Below are 19,428 nucleotides of genomic sequence, written 5' to 3'. Positions count from 1 at the left end.
CGCGATGCCACATCGCGGGAATCTCCGCCGGGAGATCGGGGCGCGCGGGCCCGGATCGCCGTAATCTCGGTCACATGAACTCGCGCGCGGATGTGGTGATCGTCGGGTCGGGGCACAACGGGCTGGTAGCGGCGGTGATCCTCGCCCGGGCGGGGCTCGACGTCGTCGTCTGCGAGGCCGCGGAGGTGATCGGCGGGGCCACCCGCACCGAGCACCCCTTCCCGAAGGTGCCGGGGCTGGGGCACTCGACCGGGTCGTACCTGTTGGGGCTGATGCCGCCCGAGCTGCTGCACTCACTCGACCTGCGGATCCCCACCCTGCGCCGCGAACCGCACTACTTCCTGCCGACCCCGGGCGGGCCGGGCTCGCCGTATCTGCTGTTCGGGGCGGACGCGGCGCGGACCAGGACGCAGATGGCCGCGTTCTTCTCCCCCGCCGACGTGGCCGCCGACGAGGCGATGCAGGCCGAGCTGGCGATGCTGCGCGAGGACCTGGCCCCGGCGTGGCTCGCCGAGCCGGGTTCGGTGGAGGAGACCGCCGAGCGCTACATCCGCCCCGAGTTGCGCGACGTGTTCGTCAACCTGGTCCGGGGCTCGGTCGCCGACCACCTGGACCGGTTCGGGTTCGCCTCGGAGCTGCTGGTGTCCATGTACGCGGTCACCGACGGCCTGTCCGGTCTCAACGCCGGCCCCGACGACCCGGGCACCGGCCACAACTTCCTCGTGCACAACATGTGCCGGCTGCCCGGGGCCGACGGCACCTGGATGATCGCGGCCGGCGGGATGGGCACGGTGTCGCGGACGTTCGCCGAGGCGGCCGTGCGCGCCGGGGCGACGATCCGGACGGGCGCCAGGGTCGCGAAGGTCGACACGGTCGGCGGCTCCGTGCGCGGGGTGGTCCTCGCGAACGGGGAGGAGATCTCGGCGCCGGTGGTGCTGGGGGCGTGCGACCCGTACCAGTTGATGACCCTCGCCGAGCTGCCCGTGGACCTGAGCATGCACATGGAGTCGGTGCGCCGGACCGGCACCACGCTGAAGGTGAACCTGGCGCTGCGCGACCTGCCGCGGTTCGACTGCCTGCCGGAGGGCGAGCGCAGCCCGTTCGGCTCGACGATCCACCTGCTGCCCGGCTCGGACGGCACGGGCTCGCCGATGGCGGAGCTGCGCCGGATGTGGGCGGACGTGCAGGCCGGCAAGCTCCCGGAGGAACCCACCATCGAGTGGTACGTGCACACGACGGTCGACCCGTCGCTGCAGGACGCCGACGGCCACCACTCCTCGGCCCTGTTCGTCCAGTCGGTGCCCTACTCCCCGGTCGACCCCGACTGGGACTCCTACGTGACCCACCTGCTGCAGATCTGCGACCGGTACGCGCCCGGCACGTCCGACCTGGTCGACGACGTGTTCGCGCTGACGCCGCGCGGCATCGAGGAGCACTTCGGGATCACGGGAGGGCACATCCACCACGTGGACAACACGGTCTCCTTCAGCGACCGGATGCCCTACGCCACCGGGGTCCCTGGCCTGTACGCCGGCAGCGCCGGGTGCCATCCGGCCGGCAGCGTGATCGGAGCGGCCGGCCACAACGCGGCGAAGAGGATCCTGCGCGACCTGGGCCGGGCGACGCACTGAGGGGGCTCCGGGGAGTCACGAGGACTCCCCGGAACCCCGTCAGGCCAGCTTGCGCAACGTCAACGCCGCGTCCAGCACCGCCACCGTCGTCGACCAGCCCTTGTCCTCAGACGAGTCCGGCAACCCGGCCCGGTCGACGGCCTGCTGCACCGTGTCCACGGTCAGCACCCCGTGCCCCACCGGCGTGCGCGCGTCGAGCGCCACCCGGGTCAGCCCGTCGGTCACCGAGTCGCACACGTAGTCGAAGTGCGCCGTGTCGCCGCGCACCACCACGCCGAGCGCGACGACCGCGTCGCACCGCTCGGCCAGCGCCTGGGCGACGACCGGCAGCTCGACGGACCCGGCCACCCGGTGCACGGCCACGTCGGTGACCCCGCACGCCTGGGCCGCCGCCTCCGCCCGCGCCACGAGCTGGTCGGTGAGCTCACCGTGCCAGCGGGCCGCGACGATGCCCAGCCGCAGCCCTGCCGCGTCCACACTCCCGAGGGCGTCCGCCCCGAACCCGGCCATCAGACGGTCTCCTTCGGCTCGATGTCGAGCAGGTGCCCCATCCGGTCCCGCTTGGTGGTGAGGTACGTGCGGTTCTCCGCCGTGACCCGGCTGGGCAGCGGCACCCGGCCGAGGATCTCCAGGCCGTACCCCTCCAGGCCCGCGCGTTTGGTCGGGTTGTTGGTGAGCAGCCGCATCGACCGCACACCGAGGTCGGCGAGGATCTGCGCGCCGGTGCCGTAGTCGCGGCCGTCGGCGGGCAACCCCAGGTCCAGGTTGGCGTCGACCGTGTCGCGGCCGAGGTCCTGCAACTGGTACGCCTGCAGCTTGTGCAGCAGCCCGATCCCGCGCCCCTCGTGCCCGCGCACGTAGAGCACGACGCCCCGGCCCTCCTGGGCGACGAGGTCCAGCGCGGTGTTCAGCTGCGGGCCGCAGTCGCAGCGCAGCGAGCCGAACACGTCACCGGTGAGGCACTCGGAGTGCACCCTGACCAGCACGTCCTCGCCGTCGCCGATGTCGCCGTAGACGAGGGCGATGTGCTCGGTGGTGTCGTGGTCGACCCGGTACCCGATGGCGCGGAACTCCCCCATCGGCAGCGGCAGCCGGGCGTCGGCGGCCCGCTCGACCTGGCTCTCGGTCCGGCGACGGTAGGCGATCAGGTCCGCGATGGTGATGAGCAGCAGGTCGTGCTCGGCGCAGAACTTCTCCAGATCCGGCAGCCGCATCATCGTGCCGTCGGGGTTGACGATCTCGCAGATCACCCCGGCCGGGCGCAGGCCGGCCATCCGGGCCAGGTCGACGCCGGCCTCGGTGTGCCCGGGACGGCGCAGCACGCCGCCGGGCTTGGCCCGCAGCGGGAACACGTGCCCGGGGCGGACCAGGTCGTCGGCGACCGTGGTCTCGCTGACCAGCAGCTGGATGGTCCGGGTCCGGTCGGCGGCCGAGATGCCGGTGCTGATCCCCTCGCGGGCGTCGACCGACACCGTGAACGCCGTGCCGTGCCGTTCGGTGTTGTTGGCGACCATCGGTTCGATGCCGAGCCGGTCGAGGGCCTCGCCCTCCATCGGCACGCAGAGCAGACCCCGGCAGTGGGTCATCATGAACGCGACGAGCTCCGGCGTGACGGCGTCGGCGGCGAAGATGAGGTCGCCCTCGTTCTCCCGGTCCGCGTCGTCGACCACGACGATGCCCTTGCCGGCGGCGATGGCCGCGACGGCGTCCTCGATCGTTGCGAAGGTCATGACGTCCTCACCAGCTTCTCGACGTACTTGGCGATCACATCGATCTCGAGGTTGACCTGCTCGCCGACGCCCTTGCGGCCCAGCGTGGTCAGCTCGACGGTGGTCGGGATGAGGCTGACGGTGAAGCTCTCGTCGTCGATGACGGCGACGGTCAGCGAGATGCCGTCGACGGTGATCGAGCCCTTCTCGACGACGTACCGGTTGAGGTCGGCCGGCAGCGTGATCCGGACGTCCTCCTGCATCTCGCCGGGCGTCTTCGACAGGATCGTGCCGACCCCGTCGACGTGGCCCTGCACGAGGTGGCCGCCGAGCCTGGTGGACAGGGTCGCGGCCCGTTCCAGGTTGACCCGGTCGCCGACCACGACGGCCCCGAGGGAGCTGCGGTCGAAGGATTCCTTCATGACGTCCGCGGTGAACGTGTCCCCGTCGACCGTGACGACGGTCAGGCACACGCCGTTGACGGCGATCGAGTCGCCGTGCCCCGCGTCGGAGGTGACCTGCGGGCCCCGGACGGTGAGGACGGCGCCAGCGCCGTGCCACTCCAGGGCGGTGATTTCGCCGAGTTCCTCGACGATTCCCGTGAACATCTGATCCATACCCCTTGTGAAATAGGGGCGCAGGGGCACGGGACGCCCGGGACGCGTGGAAGCGCACGGACGGACCCTGCCTCCGCGCGCTGAACTCCCATCCGGACTTTCACCGTCGGCCCCGAGATTTCATCGGGTCAACCGGTCACTGGCTGTGACCGGGTCGCGGGCTCTCACCGCCGGTTCGGAATTGCACCGACCCCGCCAGCGCGTGGTGGGTTCTGAGGTCAGTCTTACACGCGCGCCCAGCTGTCGGGTATCGCGAGAATGCGGGGAGACAGACCTCACATCAGACGGGTACGGGTACCGTGGGCCACGTGAGGTCCAAGGTGCCGATTGTCCTGTTGATCCCGGCTTTGCTGGGTCTGGGGCTTCTCGTGCTCCCCCTCGTCGGCCTGCTGGTCCGCGCCCCGTGGGCCACCCTCGGCCCGCGGCTGGCCGAGCCGACGGTGCTCGCCGCGCTCCGGCTGTCCCTGGTCACCGCGTCCTGCGCGACCGCGTTGTCCCTGGTCCTGGGCGTGCCCCTGGCGTGGCTGCTGGCCAGGGTCGAGTTCTGGGGGCGGCGCGTCATCCGGGCGCTGGTCACCCTGCCGCTCGTCCTGCCGCCCGTCGTCGGGGGCGTCGCGCTGCTCCTCGTCTTCGGCCGCAACGGGCTGTTCGGGGCCGCGCTGGAGTCCCTGGGCGTGACCCTGCCGTTCAGCACGCCCGGGGTGGTCCTCGCCGAGACGTTCGTGGCGATGCCGTTCCTCGTGATCGCCGTGGAGGGCGCGCTGCGCGGCGCGGACCGCCGGTACGAGGAGGCGGCAGCGACGCTCGGGGCCGGCCGGTTCACCACGTTCCGTCGGGTGACCCTGCCGATGATCGGGCCGGGGATCGCCGCCGGGGCGGTGCTGTGCTGGGCGCGGGCGCTCGGCGAGTTCGGGGCCACGATCACGTTCGCCGGTAACTTCCCCGGCCGGACCCAGACGATGCCGCTCGCGGTGTACCTGGCGCTGGAGACCGATCCGGCCGCCGCGATCACCCTGAGCCTGCTGCTGCTCGCCGTCAGCGTGCTGCTCCTCGCCCTGCTCCGGGAGAGGTGGGTGTCGTGACGGCCGGCCCGGGATCCGGGCTGCGCGCGCGGTTGCGGGTACGGCTCGTGGATGTCGAGCTCGACCTCGCCGCCGGGGAGACCGTCGCCCTGCTCGGGCCGAACGGGGCCGGCAAGTCCACTGTGCTGCGGGCGCTCGCCGGGCTGCTGCCCTCGGGCGGGGAGATCAGCGTGGGGGGTGTGCGGATCGAGGGGCTGGCTCCGGAGTACCGGAGAATCGGGTTGGTCTTTCAGGACTATCTGCTGTTCCCGCATCTGTCCGCCGTGGACAACGTGGCCTTCGGCCCCCGGTGCGCCGGGGTGTCGAAGGCCAGGGCGCGGCAGGTCGCGACCGAGTGGCTCGGCAGGGTCGGGCTCGGCGGGCACCTGCGGTCCCGGCCCGGGCGGCTGTCCGGCGGGCAGGCCCAGCGGGTCGCGCTCGCCCGGGCCCTGGCGACCGAGCCCCGGCTGCTGCTCCTCGACGAGCCCCTCGCGGCCCTCGACGTGCGCAGCCGGCTGGAGATCCGGGCGGAACTGCGCCGGCACCTCGCGGAGTTCCCCGGGGCGGCGCTGCTCGTCACGCACGACCCCCTGGACGCGATGACCCTCGCCGACCGGATCCTGATCCTCGAGGACGGCCGGATCACCCAGGAGGGCACGCCGGTGGAGATCACGTCCCGGCCGCGCACGGAGTATGTCGCCACGTTGGTCGGGCTGAACCTCTACCGGGGGGTGGCCCGCGACGGGGTGGTCGCCGAGCTGGCCCCGGTCGGCGGCGGGACGCGAGCCGACGAACACGTCCCCGGCCCCCCGCCCGGGCCGGCCCCTGCCGGTGGCCGGCCGGTCACGCTGACCGCCGGCGAGGCGGGGACCGGGGACGTGTTCGTCGCGTTCCCGCCGTCGGCCGTCGCGCTGTTCCGCGACCGGCCCGACGGCAGTCCCCGCAACGTGTGGCCGGGGCGGGTGGCTGCCGTGGACCAGCACGGGGACAAGGTGCGGGTCCGGCTCGACGGGGAGCTGCCGGTGGCCGCCGACGTGACCCCGGCGGCGCTCGCGGCGCTGGAGCTGGCCCCCGGAGCCCTGGTGTGGGCGGCCGTGAAGGCCACGGAGACCCACATCTACCCGGCCTGACAGCCCAACCCGTCTACCCGGCCCGGCAGCCCGCCTCGTCCCGCAGCCCGTCCGCCGGCTCCGGGAGACCCTGGCGGACCTGGACCCGGCGGCCGGCCAGTCACCCACTTTGTCGGAACTTTCACCGAGCGTGGTGGTTGGGCGTGCAATGCGCACCCGGCCTGCGCACCACACAGTGGACCCGCACGAGACGTGCTCGCACCCTGCGCGGTTCGTGATTGATTTATCGAAATCCTTGAGTGCGCGTGGTCGTGCTCATAACCTCCCAGGAACACGCACCTTCACGCATGTTCCTGGGAGGTTCCATGAAAGCTCTCCGATGGGTGCTGGGCGGGATGCTCGTTGCTCTGGCCATGCCCGCCACCCCCGCCGCGGCCGCGGCCCCGCTCGCCGCCGGCCCGCCGCAGACGGTGCCGGCGTTGCGCGAATGGACAGCCGGCACCGGCTCCTACACGTTCGGCACCGCGAGCCGGATCACCGTCGACCCCGTCTACGCCGGCCGGCTCACCGACGAGGCGCAGGTCCTCGCCGACGACCTCAAGGACCTGACCGGCAGGACCGTCACGGTCGCCCAGGGCTCCCCCGCCGCCGGCGACATCCACATGACCCTCGGCGCGACGGTACCCGTGGAGGGGTACACCCTCGCCGTGGGCGCGAACATCACCGTCGCCGGCTCCGATGACGCCGGGGCCTTCTACGGCACCCGCACCGTGCTCCAGCTGCTCAAGCAGTCCAGCACCGTCCCGGCCGGTTCCGCGCGGGACTGGCCGACGAAGGCCGAGCGCGGGCTGATGATCGATCAGGGCCGCAAGTTCTTCACCGTGGACTGGGTCAGGAAGCACATCAAGGAGCTGGCGTACCTCAAGCTCAACTCCTTCCACTTCCACGTGTCCGACACGTTCGGCTTCCGGCTGGAGAGCGCGACGCACCCGGAGCTGACGTCGACGGACCACTACTCCAAGCAGGACATCGCGGACCTGGTGGCGCTGGGCGCGAAGTACCACGTCGGAATCGTGCCCGAGATCGACATGCCCGGGCACATGAACACCACCCTCACCGCGCACCCCGAGCTCAAGCTGAAGAGCAGGACGGGCGCGATCAGCAACGAGTTCATCGACCTGTCCATGGACGCCAGCTACACGCTGATCCGGGACCTGATCACCGAGTACCTGCCGCTGTTCCCCGGGCCCTACTGGCACATCGGGGCCGACGAGTACGTCTCCGACTACTCCCAGTACCCCCAGCTGGGCACCTACGCCACGGCGCACTACGGCGCGAACGCGACGGCGAAGGACACCTACTACGGCTTCGTGAACTGGGCCAACGACCTCGTGCGCGCCGGTGGCAAGCAGACGAGGATGTGGAACGACGGCATCAAGTCCGGCGACGGCACCATCACTCCGGCCACCAACATCGTGGTCGACTTCTGGTACAACTACGGCCTGAGCCCCCAGCAGCTCCTCGACCGGGGCCACACGGTCGCCAACGAGTCCTGGACCCCGACCTACTACGTGCTCGGCGGCGCGAAGCCGGACACGAAGTGGATGTACGAGACCTGGACCCCCGACCTGTTCCAGGGCAGCCAGACCGTCAACGCCCCGACCCGCAACCTCGGCTCCAGCATCCACGTGTGGTGCGACAACCCGAACGCCGAGTCCGAGGACCAGATCGCCGCCGGCATCCGGCTGCCGCTGCGCGGACTGGCCCAGCAGACCTGGGGCTCACCGAAACTCGTCGCCACGTACGCGCAGTTCACCCCGATCGCCGACCTCGTCGGGCACGCGCCCGGCTGGCCGGCCGGCCCGGCGGGCAACCTGGCGCTCGGCAAGCCGGTGACCTCGTCGGGGACGGAGACCGCGAACTTCCCGGCCAGCTACGCCGTCGACGGCGACCCGGGCACCCGCTGGTCGTCGGGCTACTCCGACACCTCGTGGATCCGGGTGGACCTCGGCACCAGCCAGCCGGTCAGCCGCGTCGTACTGCGCTGGGAGGCCGCCTACGGCAAGGCGTACAAGATCCAGACGTCGAACGACGACGCCACCTGGACCACGGTCAACACCACGACGAACTCCGACGGCGGCGTGGACGACCTCGCGGTCACCGGCACCGGCCGCTACATCCGGATGCAGGGCACGACCCGCGCCACCACCTGGGGCTACTCCCTCTACGAGTTCGAGGTGTACGGCACGACCGCCACCGTCTACCAGATCGCCACGGGCGGCAAGGCGCTCGACGACCCGGGCAGCTCGGGCACGGCCGGCACCCAGCTGATCACCTGGACCACGCACGGCGGCACCAACCAGCAGTGGCGGTCGACCCCGCAGTCCGACGGCACGGTCACCCTGACCAACGGCGCCTCGGGCATGTGCGCGGACGTCAGCGGTGCCAACGTCGTGCAGAACCCCTGCTCGGGCGGGGCCAGCCAGAAGTGGAAAATCAACGGGTCGATCATCTCCACCCCCGCAGGGTTGGTGCTGACCACTGCGTCCACGTCGGACAACGCCAAGGTGACGGTGGCCGCCGACACCGGTTCGGCGTTGCAGCGTTGGACGCTCACCGCCGTGTGACCCCCCGCGTGCCCTGACGGTCAGGCCAGGGCACGCGACAGGTTGCGCAGCGTGGCGCGCATCCCGGCCCGGTTCCGCTCCGCGCGGTCCCCGGCCGGGGTGCCGCTGAACAGCAGCCCCAGGGCCTCCACCAGCCGACCGCGCCAGTCGTCGCGCCGCTGGTCCTCCCAGAACTCCGTCACCTCGGTGCCACCCTGGGCGGCCACGAGCCGGTACCCCCACCGGGCCACGGGCAGCCCGAACGTCCGCACGTCGAACGAGTACTCCCGCCCCGGGCTCGCCGCCACCACCCGGCAGTTGGTGAACCACACGAACGCCGCCCGCCGGTTCCACCCGGTGAACCGGTCCCCGACCCGCTCGCCCCGCCCCCACACGGAGAAACACTCCGGGCTGAAGGCCGCCATCCGGCGCGGGTCGCCGACCAGGGCGTAGATCCGCTCGGCCGGCGCGTCGATCACGAGCTTCTCACTGAGTGTCCGCACTCGCTCCATGCAGCCACACTCTAGGGCTTTCAAAGATCAACATCATCAGACGGTTACGGTGGTCCCCGACCCGGTCTCCACCGGCTGTCCGGGGCCGGGCTGTCCGGGACCGGTCCCCTGCGGAGGGGTTGTCCTGGGAAGCGCGGGCTATTCCCGGTTCGTGAGTGGTCTGGAAACTCCGGCACAGAGCGCTTCCAACACCCAGCGCGGCCGGCGGGTCAGCGGCTCGATGGATATCCACGCCTGGTGTGCACGGTAGCGCGGATCGGCGGCATAGTCGTTGAACGCGGCCTGCGCGGTGCCGATCGTGCCGGTGGACTGCCGCAACGTCGCACGGCGCGGTGCACCGCTGGACCCGGGCGACGGGAACAAGGGGCAGCCGGCGAAGCCAGCGCCAGCGTGGAGCCCGCCAGACGTAGGCAGGACGATCGGGACGGTGCACGAGGCCGATCAGCTGGGCCCTGGCTCCCAACTCCTCCTCGGTCCACGTCTCCCGTTCGGTCAGGGTGGGCAACTCCGCCACGATCGGCGGAGGAATCGTCACGCGCCGCACGTCGGCCTCCTCCAGGCTGGTGTGGAGAGACGCGGCAGCGCTCGTGGTCGCCAGGCACCGCCGCGTCGACGGTCCGTCCTCCCTCCGGGCACACCGGAGCAGGACCGCCGAGAGACGCGCGGCTAGCCACTCAACAGCCGTGCGTCTCTCCACAGTCACGTTAGGTCGAAGCGACAGGGACTCCGGGTACACCAGGTGTCGAGGTACGCCCTGTACCTCTAGTCGAGGACGATCGCGACCTTCCCCGCGAGGGCGACGGCCGAGGCACGCAGATAGGCGGGAGCGGTCTCGACCGCCCGGCGCACCATGTCCCTGCCGACCGGGCTGAAGCTGACCACCTCCGCCGACACGTGCGCGGCCTGACCGAGGAGGTGCAGCACACCCTCCCGGGAACCTTCCAGGTCAGCGAGCCGGGCGAGTTCCAGCAGGTGCCGGGCACGGTGCTCCGTGGAGTGGATCGCGGCCGGGTCGAGGGGGTCGGCCAGCCGGGTCGCCGACGCGGTGTCGCCGAGCTCGACGGCGCACATCACGCCGTAGACCTCGGTCCGCACCGTGCCGACCTTCGTCCACGGGTGCGCGTATCCCTCGGGCAGCATGGTCGTGACGATCCGATGGGCCTTCCCCCACTCGGCCCAGGCCGCCTGGTCGCCGGCCCTGGCCCTGGTGAGAGCCGCGCACAGGTGCAGATCGGCCAGCATCGCCACGGTCTCGGTGTGGTCCGCGACGCGCGCGGGTGAACCGTCGCGGGGGCCGGCCTCGACGAGGGGCCCGATCAGGTCGACGGCTTCCCGCAACCGCTCGACGGCCTCGTCCGTGCGGCCGGTGGCTCGGAGCAGGTGCGCGGAGTACCAGACCGATCCTGCGATGGTGACCGGGTCGTCGGCCTCCAGAGCGCTGGACATCCCCCGGTCGGCGGACAGCCACACGAGTTCCTGGTCGCCGTGCCAGGCGAGATACGCCTGGGCCTGGTGGTACGCCTGCGCGAGGAGGGCGAGGACCTTGCGCCGCTCGGGGCCGGTGTGCAGCCGGGCGGCACGCTGAAGTTCCTCCAGGAGCGCGGGGAGCACCTCGCCGACCTCGGTCCGCTGGGACTGGGAGGTGTGCCAGGTCGTCCACGCCGTATCCACCATGGCCCGCAGATAGTCCACCGACTGCGGCTCGCCGGTCACCGTCAGAGACCAGTTGGTCAGCGCGCGCCGCACGGCCGGGATGCTCGGGTGGGTCAGCCTGCCGGTCATCGGGAGTGTGCCGACCTGCGGGCCGAACAGCTCGGCCAGGTCATCGATGCGCAGGGCCGGCGCGAGCTTCTGCGCCGCAGAGAGGGTCAGCGACCGCTTCCCGTTCTCGATGAACTTGACGGTTGTGGCGCTGAGACCCGACTGGGCCGCGAGGTCCGACTGGGACAGTCCCCTGGCCTTGCGGTGCGCGCGGACCCGGTCGCCCGGGCTGGTCGATGGCGATGACATGGCGGCCTCCTCGGGGTACACGTGTACCCATGCTAGGCGCAGGCCGCCCTCCGGCGGACAAGTTGGCGCGCGCCGCTCGGCCACAGCCGTACACAGTGGCCACGAGAAGGTGGTGTACCCGAGGACGCACCCTCTGGGCGGGGCTGGCGGCGCGGTACCCGTCAGAGCGGGTTTCAGAGGCGGCGGCGGTCCACCGCGACGTGGGAGCCCGCCTCGCCCTTGGCCACCGACTTCATCTCCGTGGCCACCGCCACGACCTCGGCCGGGTCCCGGAACCGCCGGTACTCCGTCGTCGCCACCCCCACCGACAGCGTCGCCAGGTCCCACTCGTGCTTCACGCCCCGCCGGTCGACGCTGACCAGGTAGCCCCGTTCGGCGTGCTCCGGGTCGTACACCGCCGGCACCCGGCGCCCGAACTCGCGGAGCACCCCGGTGAGCAGGGACCGCACCTGGTCGGGTGGGCAGATCACCACGAAGTCGTCGCCGCCGACGTGGCCGAGGAACACGGCACGGTCCCGCGCCGGCTTGGGCGCGTCGGGGGCCCGGGCGACGGCCACCCGCAGCACGGCCGCCAGGAGCAGGATCAGTTCGTCGCCGCGGACGAAACCGTAGGCGTCGTTGACGCTCTTGAACCGGTCGATGTCCAGGTAGCAGACCGCGAACGGTGCCCCGCCGTCGATCCGGCGCGCGATCTCCCGTCGGATGCGGGTGTTGCCGGGCAGCCCCGTCAGCGGGGACGCCTCACGCAACTCCCGGAGTCTGCTCCGGCGGACGATGCGGATCACGGCGACGGTGCCGCCAGGGCGCGCAGTCGGTGCACGGCGGCGGCGCGGTCCGGCTCGTTGTAGACGGCGGTGCCGGCGACGAACGCGTCGGCGCCGGCCTCGGCGGCCAGGCCGATCGTGTCGCCGGAGATGCCGCCGTCGACCTCGATCCGGATGGTGAGGTGACCGGCGTTGACGTGCTTGCGGGCCAGGCGGACCTTGTCGAGCAGTTCGGGGATGAACGACTGGCCGCCGAAGCCGGCCTTGATCGTCATGATCAGGAGGGTGTCGAACTCGGGGAGCAGTTCGAGGTACGGCTCCATCGGCGTGTCCCGGTCGATCGCCAGCCCGGCGAGGGCGCCGGCCGCCCGGATGTCGCGGGCTACGGCGACCGGGTCGCCGGTGGCCTCCGCGTGGAAGGTGACGTTGTGCGCGCCGGCCTCCGCGTATCCCGGGGCCCAGCGGTCCGGGTTCTCGATCATCAGGTGGCAGTCGAGGGGCAGGGTGGTCGCGGCGAGCAGGCTCTTGACAACCGGCAAACCAAATGTCAGGTTTGGCACGAAATGATTGTCCATCACGTCCACGTGCGCCCAGTCGGCCGCGCCTTCGATGGTGGCTACCTCGTCGGCGAGGTGTGCGAAGTCAGCAGACAGGATGCTGGGCGCGATGATGTACGACACGCGGACAGTCTACGGAGAGTTCACCTGATGTATTCGGTGAGTAAGATCACCGATTTCCGCTGACGACCCGGACGTTTCTTTCAGGATCGGGCGTTATCGGGTACCCGGCGGGTCGGGCCGGCCCGTTGCCGCCGGTCCGGGCCCCGCAGCCCGTGCCCGGCGGGGCGGCGGCCAGCCCCTCCGCGGGCGGCGGCCGGCCCGCCTCACACTGCGGACAACTCCCTCTGCCGCACCGGCGGCTCAGACGCGGCGGCCTGCCTGAAGCCCTTGACGAGGAGGTAGCCGGCGAGGCTGACCTCCCACGCGAACACCGGCAGCGCCGCCAGTGACCCCACCGGCGAGACCTGCTCGTACAGGCCGAACATCACGGCGGTCGCCGACGCGAGGATCAGCGGGCCTCCGACGAGCCCGAGGACGGCGATGAACCGGGGCACGAGCCGGGACCGGTACAGCAGGTACGCCAGCAGCAGGCTGTTGGCCCCCAGGGCGACGTTCGGGCCGAGCAGGAAGGTCCAGTCGTGGAGCGCGACGAGCGCGTGGGCGACGGTGGCCAGGGCGTCGTCGTCGGTGCCGGCGGGGTCCCGTCGCAGGCTCACGACCGCCAGCACGCTGAGGACGCCGACGACGATGATCACGGCTTCGAGCAGGCGGACGCACACGTAGCCGAGGGCCACGGCGGGGCGCTGCCGCCGGACCACGGGATACACCGCCGCCGCCGTGCCGATGACGGCGGCGACGAGGACGAGTTCGCAGAGCGCGCCCAGGAGGACGCGGGTGTCGGCGCCGGCCCCGAGGACGTAGTTCGCGTCCTTGAGCACCGGCTGGTAGAGCACCAGGCCCGCGATCGCCGCGATCTCGGTGACCAGGAAGAGCACGCCGACGACCAGCGCGCTCCTTCGCAGTGAGCTCATGACTTCCCCCAACCTCGTAGGTGTACTCCGTACACCTGATGCTGCGGAACCCTAAGGTGTACGCTGTACGCCTGTCAAGCGGAAGGGTTGGACCGATGACACGCCGCTCCCCACTGAGCAGGGACCGGGTGCTGCGCGCCGCCGTCGCGCTCGCCGACAGCTCCGGCATCGACGCGCTGAGCATGCGCAAGCTGTCCCAGGAACTCGGCGTCGTGCCGATGGCGCTGTACAAGCACGTCGCGCACAAGGAGGAGCTGCTCGACGGCATGGTCGACGTCGTCGTCGGCGAGATCGACCCGCCCGGCCCCGCCGCCGACGGCTGGCAGTCCCGGGTCCGTCGGCGGATCCTGTCCGCGCGCCAGGCGCTGCTGCGACACCCATGGGCGTCCCGCGCGATCGAGTCGCGCACCACCCCGACGCCGGTCACATTGGGGTACATGGACTCGACCATCGGGATGCTCCGCGCGGGCGGGATGTCCGTGGACCTCACCCACCACGTGATGCACGCGCTCGGCAGCCGGATGTTCGGCTTCGCCCAGGAGCTGTACGCGGCACCTGCGGCCCCGGACCCGCACGCCCAGGCGGCGGCGCTCAGCGCGATGGCTGGGATCTACCCCCACTTCGTGGAGATCGCGTTGCGGGCCGAGCACGACGAGGGTTCGGTGGTCGGACCGGGCTGCGACGACCAGTTCGAGTTCGAGTTCTCCCTGGACCTGCTGCTGGAAGGCTTCGAACGGCTCCGCGTCCAGGGCTGGAGCTCGTCCTGACCCCGAAAATGACTCGCTGACCCCGAAACCCGCTCGCCCGGCCGCGCACAATGTCCCCATGACCGAAACCGACCCGGTGACCGTCCGATCAGGAAACCCCGGCGACATCGACGCGGCGGTGGCGGTGTGGAGCCGGGCCAACGAGGGGAAGAACCTGCCGGCGCACGCCGAGCGGCTGCGCGGGTGGGCGCGAGACCCCGACTCCGCGCTACACATCGTCAAGGTCGGCGGTCAGCTTGTCGGCATGGCCCTGCGACTGCCCGGCCGGGCCGATGACGGCACCGGGCCGCTGATCCCCGACCTGTGCCACCTGACCGGGATCAGCGTCCTCCCGAAATGCCAGGGTCAGCGTCTCGGCGGGCTACTGCTCGACGCCGTGCTCGCGGCGGGCATGCGCGACGGCTACCGCCGGGCGACGTTGTGGACGCACGCCGACAACGCCCGGGCCGGCCTGCTCTTCGCCGCCCGGGGCTTTCGCCCCACCGGTCGCGCGGCCCCCGACGAGGCCGGCACGCCGATGGTGCACCTGGAATGCGTGCTGAAGGTCTAGCCGACCCGGCGCAGCAGCGCCAGGAACATCGCGTCCGTCCCGTGCCGGTGCGGCCACAGCTGCACCGTCGGCCCGTCGCCGAGCCCCGGCATGCCGGCCGGCATGAACTCCCGCGCGTCGAGCAGCTCCAGCGGGATCTTCGACTTGCGCAGCGTCTCCATCACGGTCATCCGGGTCTCGGTGACGTGCGGCGAACACGTCACGTACCCGACGATCCCGCCGACCCGCACCGCGCGGACGGCGGCGGCGAGCAGCTCGCGCTGGAGTTTGGTCAGCGGCGGCAGGTCCGACGGCATCCGGCGCCACCGGGCCTCCGGGCGGCGGCGCAGCGCGCCCAGGCCCGTGCACGGCGCGTCGACGAGCACCCGGTCGAAGCCCTGCTCGACGAGGTCCGGGTCGTGGCCGACGGTGCGGCCGTCGGCGTGCTTGACGTACACCGGCAGGCCCCGGGTGGCCTTGGCGACCAGCTCGGCACGGTGCTCGGTGACCTCGACGGCGAGCACGTCCGCGCCGCGCTCGGCGCCGAACGCGCCCAACAGGCCGGCCTTGCCGCCGGGGCCGGCGCACAGGTCCAGCCAGCGGTCGTCCTGACCCTGCACCGGCACGTTCACCACGGCGGTGGCGACAAGCTGGCTGCCCTCGTCCTGCACGTGCGAGCGGCCCTTGTGGATCGACGACAGCGCGCCGGGGTCGCCGCCGGCCAGCGTCACCGCGTACGGCGACCACTGCCCCGCCGACCCGCCCGACTCGGCCATCAGCTCTTCCTGGGTGATCCGCCCCGGCCGGGCCGCCAGGTGCACCGGCGGCCGGACGTTGTCGGCCTCGAGGAGTTCGGTGATCTCGGCGGCGTCCTTGCCGAGCGCGTCGGTGAACGCCCGCACGATCCACTCCGGGTGCGCGGTGCGCGCGGCCAGGTTGCCGGCCGGGTTCTCCGCCGCGTCGGGGGCGACCGTGGCCAGCCAGTCCTCGAGGGTGTGCTCCGATACCCGTCGCATGATGGCGTTGGCGAACTTCGCCGCCCCGTCGTTGACGGTCTCGCGGACCAGGGTCACCGTGGTGTCCACCGCGGCGTGCGGGGGGACCCTGGTGTAGAGCAGCTGGTAGGCGCCCATCCGCAGCGCGTCGCGGACCGCGGAGTCGGGTTCGCGGTCGACGTTGCGGTCGATGATCCGGTCGAGGGTGCCGAGGCTGCGCAGGGTGCCGTAGGTCAGCTCGGTGGCGAACGCCGCGTCCAGGCCGGACAGCTGGCGCTCGCGGAGCAGGCCCGGCAGCGCCAGGTTCGCGTACGCGTCGTTGTCGGAGACGGCGCGGATGACCTGGAAGGCGACGAACCGGGGCGCGTCTACCGGGAGGTTGGGGCGCTTGGCGGGCCCCCGAGCCTCTCCCCCGCCTCGATCCGGACGCCCCGCGCCCACGCGCCGGCCTCCATCGCCTTCTTGCCCTGGGCCCTGACCTCGCCGAGTAGTACTGATGTCGTTCCCGTCCCTACGTACACATTGTTCTTCTGAACTGAGATCTCGCCCGGGGCCAGCGGCTCCCCGGCGACGGTCACCGGCGCGAGTTTGATCCGCTCGCCCCGGAAGGTGGTCCACGCGCCCGGCGCGGGGGTGCAGGCCCTGACCCGGCGGTCGACGGCGAACGCCGGCTCCGTCCAGACCACGCCGGCGTCCTCGACGGTGATCTTCGGGGCCAGGCTGACCCCGTCGGCCGGCTGGGGCACGGCGCGCAGCGCGTCGGCGGCGATGCCGTGCAGCACCTGGACGAGCAGCTCCCCGCCGGACAGCGCGAGCCGGCCGAGCAGGTCACCGGCGGTGTCCTTCGGCCGGATGGTCTCGGTGAGGGTGCCGAAGACCGGCCCGGTGTCCAGGCCCGCCTCCAGCTGGAAGACGCACGCGCCGGTCACCTCGTCGCCGTGCCAGACGGCGTGCTGCACAGGGGCGGCGCCGCGCCAGGCCGGCAGCAGGGAGAAGTGCAGGTTGATCCAGCCCCGCGCTGGGATGTCGAGGGCGACCTGGGGCACGAGCGCGCCGTAGGCGACGACCGGCACGCAGTCCGGCGCCAGGGCCTTGAGCCGCTCCAGGAACTCCGGCTCGCGGGGCTTCGCCGGGGTCAGCACCTCGATGCCGCGCTCGTCGGCCCACGCGCCGACCGGCGAGCGGTGCAGCTTCTTGCCTCGCCCCGCCGGGGCGTCGGGCCTGGTGAGCACGGCGAGGATCTCGTGCTGGCCGTCGGCGGCGATCGCGTCGAGGGCGGGCACGGCGACCTCGGGGGTACCGGCGAACACGAGCCGCACCGTCGACCACTCCCCACCACCGCGCTGTTTTGGACCGACCCAGTCTACGGGTCGGCCCGGACGCCCCGCCCGGAGCCGCCCCGTGTGTCCGGGATCTCCACAGCCGGGATCAAGAGCCAGATCACCATCATGTTCCGGTGACGCCGCGTCCCTGGACCGGCGCGCGACGGCGGGAGCCCGGCGCGTTCCCACCGGCCGGTCGCCGCCCTGGCCCGCACCCCGGCCGGGCCGGGAAGCCCCGTGTCCTCCCGGCCCGACCCACCCCTCACCCGACGGGCCCGGCCCGTCACCCGACCGGCTCGGCCCCCTCAGCCGACCGCGACGAGCTCCGGCTCGGCGGCGGGCGCCCGGTCGACGGCCCGCCAACTGGGGAAGACGAACGGGACGAGGGTGACCAGCACGTACAGCCCGCCGGTGACGAGGAGCGCGCCGCGCAGCCCGACCCCGGCGATCAGCCCGCCGCCGAGCAGCCCGCCCAGCGGCATGCCCGCCGCCGACACCGCACCGGTGAGCCCGAACACCCGGGCCTGCAGGCCCTCGGGCACCCGCTCGTAGGCGACGGCGGACAGGATCGGGTTGACCGTGGACATCAGCACCCCGGCGGCGAACGCCACCCCGAGGACCGGCCAGATCCCCTCGCCGAGCGCCATCGCCACGAACCGGGAGCCGCCGGCGGCCAGGAAGCACACGGTGAAGGTGAGGTAGCGGGGCAGCCGGAGGGCCAGGGCGGCGTACCCGAGGTTGCCGAGCACCGCGCCGAGCGCCGTCACGCCGCCGACCAGCCCCAGCGCGCGCGGGTCGCGCAGCACGTCGTGCGCCCAGACCGGGGTGAACACGGCGGCGAACGCCTGGTCGAACATGTTGGTCGCCAGCACGATGAGCGACAGGCCCAGCATCAGCCGGTCGCCGCGCAGGTAGGCGACGCCGGCGCGCAGGGCGACCAGGTAGGGCTCGCGCTCCTCTGCGTCCGGCGCGGCACCGACCCGCACCAGGGCCGCGACGAGGCCCGCGCAGAGCACGAACGACACGGCATCGACGTAGAGCACGTTGTCCGCGTGCAGCCATCCGACCAGCACGCCGGCCAGGGGCAGCCCGAGCAGCCCCGACAGCCGGCTCGCCCCGTCCTGGATCGTGGCGGCCCTGGTCACGTCGATCCCGGAGACGGCGATCGCCCGGGGTTGCAGGGCGCCCTTGGCCGCGTCCCCGAAGCCGCGCAGCGCCCCGGTGGCGGCGACCACGGCCAGCAGCGCCGGGAACGACAGCCGGCCGGCCTGGTGCAGCAGCGGCAGCGCGGTGATCGCCGCCGCGCTGGCCACGTCGGTGCCGACGCTGACGACGCGCGGCCCCCACCGGTCGATCCACGGCCCGCCGAACAGACCGGCGAGGACGAACGGGGTCATCTCGGCGAAGGCGACCACCCCGGCCCGGGTGGCGCTGCCGGTGGTGACGAGCACGAACCACGGGATGGCGACGAACGTCATCAGGCTGCCGATCCGCGACACCGACCGGGCGACGAGGACACCGAAGAACGGGACCCGGCTCATCGGGTACCGTCCCCGCGCGGCTCCGAGAGGTCGAAACCCTGGCGCCCCTGGGCGTCCCCCTCGGGCCCGTTGCCGGCCGCGGCGTCCCCGAGGTCGGGCAGCACATTCCACTGGACGGCGACCGGCGCGCTGCCCTCGGGCCCGGCGACCCCCGGTTCCCGGCGCGGATAGCGCTGGACGAGCGCGAAGATCTCCTCCTTGAGCCGCGCCACGTCCTCCGGGGTGAGCTGCAGGATCGAGTCGGACATCGTCCAGTTGGCCTGCCACTCCGCCGGCAGCGTGGTCATCGAGTCGAGGAAGCGGGCGACGCGGGCCGAGTACGACGCGGCGACGGCGCGCATGTACCCCTCGGCCTCGGCGATCGTGACGCCGGAGTCCTTGTCGAGCGTCGTGGACCGGTGCGCGGCCCGCCACCAGCGCTCCCGGCCGGCGCCCTGTTCGGGGTCCTCCTCCACGAAGCCGTACTCGGCGAGCTGGCGCAGGTGGTAGCTGGTCGCGCCGCTGGACTGGCCGAGGCGCTCGGCGAGCCGGGTCGCCGTGGACCGGCCGTCGACGCGGAGCAGCTCCAGGAGGCGCACGCGGAGCGGGTGGGCGAGGCCGCGCAGCAGCCGGGGGTCGAGCACCACGGGATCGTCGGTCATCAACCCAAGATAGCGATGCAAAGACTCCTTTGCAATGAGTTCTTTGGAGAGTCCGACCCGCC

General features: G+C 72.3%; 19 protein-coding genes and 1 riboswitch. Of the genes, 6 read left to right on the top strand and 13 right to left on the bottom strand.

The features are described from left to right. Positions 1–74: 74 nt before the first annotated feature. Positions 75–1,631, top strand: coding sequence for a phytoene desaturase family protein (locus tag IW245_RS39925; protein WP_197008228.1), 1,557 nt, complete (start codon positions 75–77; stop codon positions 1,629–1,631). Positions 1,632–1,670: 39 nt separating this feature from the next. Here IW245_RS39925 and ribH read toward each other — a convergent pair whose 3' ends face one another. Genes ribH through IW245_RS39910 form a run of 3 tightly spaced genes read right to left on the bottom strand, consistent with a single transcriptional unit; the run spans position 1,671 to position 3,948 of the window. After that, positions 1,671–2,141 (bottom strand): 6,7-dimethyl-8-ribityllumazine synthase, encoded by a 471-nt coding sequence (gene ribH / locus IW245_RS39920; protein WP_197008227.1) that lies wholly within the window; start codon positions 2,139–2,141, stop codon positions 1,671–1,673. Then, positions 2,141–3,361: a bifunctional 3,4-dihydroxy-2-butanone-4-phosphate synthase/GTP cyclohydrolase II gene (locus IW245_RS39915; protein ID WP_197008226.1), complete on the bottom strand. Its 1,221-nt coding sequence runs from the start codon at positions 3,359–3,361 to the stop codon at positions 2,141–2,143. Before IW245_RS39915 ends, ribH begins: the two co-directional genes overlap by 1 nt. Beyond that, positions 3,358–3,948 (bottom strand): riboflavin synthase, encoded by a 591-nt coding sequence (locus tag IW245_RS39910; RefSeq protein ID WP_197008225.1) that lies wholly within the window; start codon positions 3,946–3,948, stop codon positions 3,358–3,360. Before IW245_RS39910 ends, IW245_RS39915 begins: the two co-directional genes overlap by 4 nt. Positions 3,949–4,032: 84 nt before the next feature. After that, a riboswitch (FMN riboswitch) is annotated at positions 4,033–4,161 on the bottom strand. Positions 4,162–4,265: 104 nt separating this feature from the next. On the opposite strand from IW245_RS39910, the gene IW245_RS39905 reads away from it, so the two are divergent. The 3 genes from IW245_RS39905 (at position 4,266) to IW245_RS39895 (ending at position 8,715) form a co-directional block, all read left to right on the top strand. Then, positions 4,266–5,039 (top strand): ABC transporter permease, encoded by a 774-nt coding sequence (locus tag IW245_RS39905; RefSeq protein ID WP_197008224.1) that lies wholly within the window; start codon positions 4,266–4,268, stop codon positions 5,037–5,039. After that, positions 5,036–6,148, top strand: a complete 1,113-nt coding sequence (locus IW245_RS39900) for an ABC transporter ATP-binding protein (protein WP_197008223.1) — start codon at positions 5,036–5,038, stop codon at positions 6,146–6,148. The genes IW245_RS39905 and IW245_RS39900 overlap by 4 nt, the downstream gene beginning before the upstream one ends. A gap of 305 nt (positions 6,149–6,453) precedes the next feature. Then, positions 6,454–8,715 (top strand): family 20 glycosylhydrolase, encoded by a 2,262-nt coding sequence (locus IW245_RS39895; protein WP_197008222.1) that lies wholly within the window; start codon positions 6,454–6,456, stop codon positions 8,713–8,715. Between the two features lie 20 nt (positions 8,716–8,735). Here IW245_RS39895 and IW245_RS39890 read toward each other — a convergent pair whose 3' ends face one another. The 6 genes from IW245_RS39890 to IW245_RS39865 form a co-directional block, all read right to left on the bottom strand. Beyond that, a complete protein-coding gene (locus tag IW245_RS39890) occupies positions 8,736–9,206 on the bottom strand; it encodes an SRPBCC family protein (RefSeq protein WP_197008221.1) in 471 nt (156 codons plus the stop codon). 138 nt (positions 9,207–9,344) lie between these two features. Beyond that, positions 9,345–9,524, bottom strand: a complete 180-nt coding sequence (locus IW245_RS39885; RefSeq protein WP_197008220.1) for a hypothetical protein — start codon at positions 9,522–9,524, stop codon at positions 9,345–9,347. 444 nt (positions 9,525–9,968) lie between these two features. Beyond that, the gene (locus tag IW245_RS39880; RefSeq protein ID WP_197008219.1) at positions 9,969–11,216 is read right to left on the bottom strand and encodes a helix-turn-helix domain-containing protein; all 1,248 of its coding nucleotides are present in this window, start codon (positions 11,214–11,216) and stop codon (positions 9,969–9,971) included. A gap of 173 nt (positions 11,217–11,389) precedes the next feature. Next, positions 11,390–12,001: a diguanylate cyclase gene (locus IW245_RS39875; protein ID WP_197008218.1), complete on the bottom strand. Its 612-nt coding sequence runs from the start codon at positions 11,999–12,001 to the stop codon at positions 11,390–11,392. Continuing rightward, the gene (gene rpe, locus IW245_RS39870; protein WP_197008217.1) at positions 11,998–12,660 is read right to left on the bottom strand and encodes a ribulose-phosphate 3-epimerase; all 663 of its coding nucleotides are present in this window, start codon (positions 12,658–12,660) and stop codon (positions 11,998–12,000) included. Before rpe ends, IW245_RS39875 begins: the two co-directional genes overlap by 4 nt. Before the next feature lie 203 nt (positions 12,661–12,863). Then, positions 12,864–13,571 (bottom strand): DUF4386 domain-containing protein, encoded by a 708-nt coding sequence (locus IW245_RS39865; protein WP_197008216.1) that lies wholly within the window; start codon positions 13,569–13,571, stop codon positions 12,864–12,866. A 95-nt stretch (positions 13,572–13,666) separates the two neighbouring features. Between IW245_RS39865 and IW245_RS39860 the strand changes: the two genes are divergently transcribed. After that, complete coding sequence (locus IW245_RS39860; protein WP_197008215.1) at positions 13,667–14,338, top strand: TetR/AcrR family transcriptional regulator; 672 nt, start codon at positions 13,667–13,669, stop codon at positions 14,336–14,338. A 58-nt stretch (positions 14,339–14,396) separates the two neighbouring features. Then, positions 14,397–14,888, top strand: coding sequence for a GNAT family N-acetyltransferase (locus IW245_RS39855; protein WP_197008214.1), 492 nt, complete (start codon positions 14,397–14,399; stop codon positions 14,886–14,888). Here the strand turns inward: IW245_RS39855 and IW245_RS39850 are convergent. From IW245_RS39850 to IW245_RS39835, 4 genes are all read right to left on the bottom strand, one after another. Then, on the bottom strand, positions 14,885–16,303 hold the full coding sequence (locus IW245_RS39850) for an RsmB/NOP family class I SAM-dependent RNA methyltransferase (protein WP_197008213.1): 1,419 nt from the start codon (positions 16,301–16,303) through the stop codon (positions 14,885–14,887). The genes IW245_RS39855 and IW245_RS39850 overlap by 4 nt on opposite strands. Then, positions 16,231–17,181, bottom strand: coding sequence for a methionyl-tRNA formyltransferase (fmt, locus tag IW245_RS39845; protein WP_197008212.1), 951 nt, complete (start codon positions 17,179–17,181; stop codon positions 16,231–16,233). The genes IW245_RS39850 and fmt overlap by 73 nt, the downstream gene beginning before the upstream one ends. A gap of 308 nt (positions 17,182–17,489) precedes the next feature. After that, positions 17,490–18,725, bottom strand: a complete 1,236-nt coding sequence (locus IW245_RS39840; RefSeq protein ID WP_197008211.1) for an MFS transporter — start codon at positions 18,723–18,725, stop codon at positions 17,490–17,492. Further along, complete coding sequence (locus IW245_RS39835; RefSeq protein WP_197008210.1) at positions 18,722–19,366, bottom strand: winged helix-turn-helix domain-containing protein; 645 nt, start codon at positions 19,364–19,366, stop codon at positions 18,722–18,724. Before IW245_RS39835 ends, IW245_RS39840 begins: the two co-directional genes overlap by 4 nt. Positions 19,367–19,428 lie beyond the last annotated feature (62 nt).

It is taken from the genome of Longispora fulva (assembly GCF_015751905.1).
Lineage (GTDB): Bacteria > Actinomycetota > Actinomycetes > Mycobacteriales > Micromonosporaceae > Longispora > Longispora fulva.
The sequence above is the reverse complement of the archived record's forward strand: the minus strand, read 5'-3'. Positions and strand labels throughout refer to the sequence as shown.